The 220-nt window shown below is 57.3% G+C and carries 1 protein-coding gene; it reads right to left on the bottom strand.

Translation table 11 applies throughout. The annotated features are described in order from the left end of the window. Window positions 1-29: 29 nt before the first annotated feature. On the bottom strand, window positions 30-220 hold a 191-nt coding region (locus P0D96_RS48720), incomplete at its 5' end, for a hypothetical protein (protein WP_408321546.1).

The raw sequence follows: 220 nt of genomic DNA, 5'->3' as shown, positions 1-220 counted from the left end.
ATAACGCTTGCAAGGCGGAGTCGGGCTCGCTAGAATCTCGCTCTTTCGTGCTCCGGACAGCGGGGCACGGGAGGCGGGAGAGCCAGCAGTGGCAAGGCTTTCAGCGAAGTGGGCAGGTTCAGGAAGTTGGAAAAAACCTGTTGACGACGTAGCGAAAGTTCTTCATAATCTCGTTTCTCTGCTGCTGATGCAGCGACGCAGAACGAAGCGGTGTCGGGTG

The organism is Paraburkholderia sp. RL17-347-BIC-D, from assembly GCF_046027915.1.
Classification (GTDB): Bacteria; Pseudomonadota; Gammaproteobacteria; order Burkholderiales; family Burkholderiaceae; genus Paraburkholderia.
The sequence above is the reverse complement of the archived record's forward strand: the minus strand, read 5'-3'. Positions and strand labels throughout refer to the sequence as shown.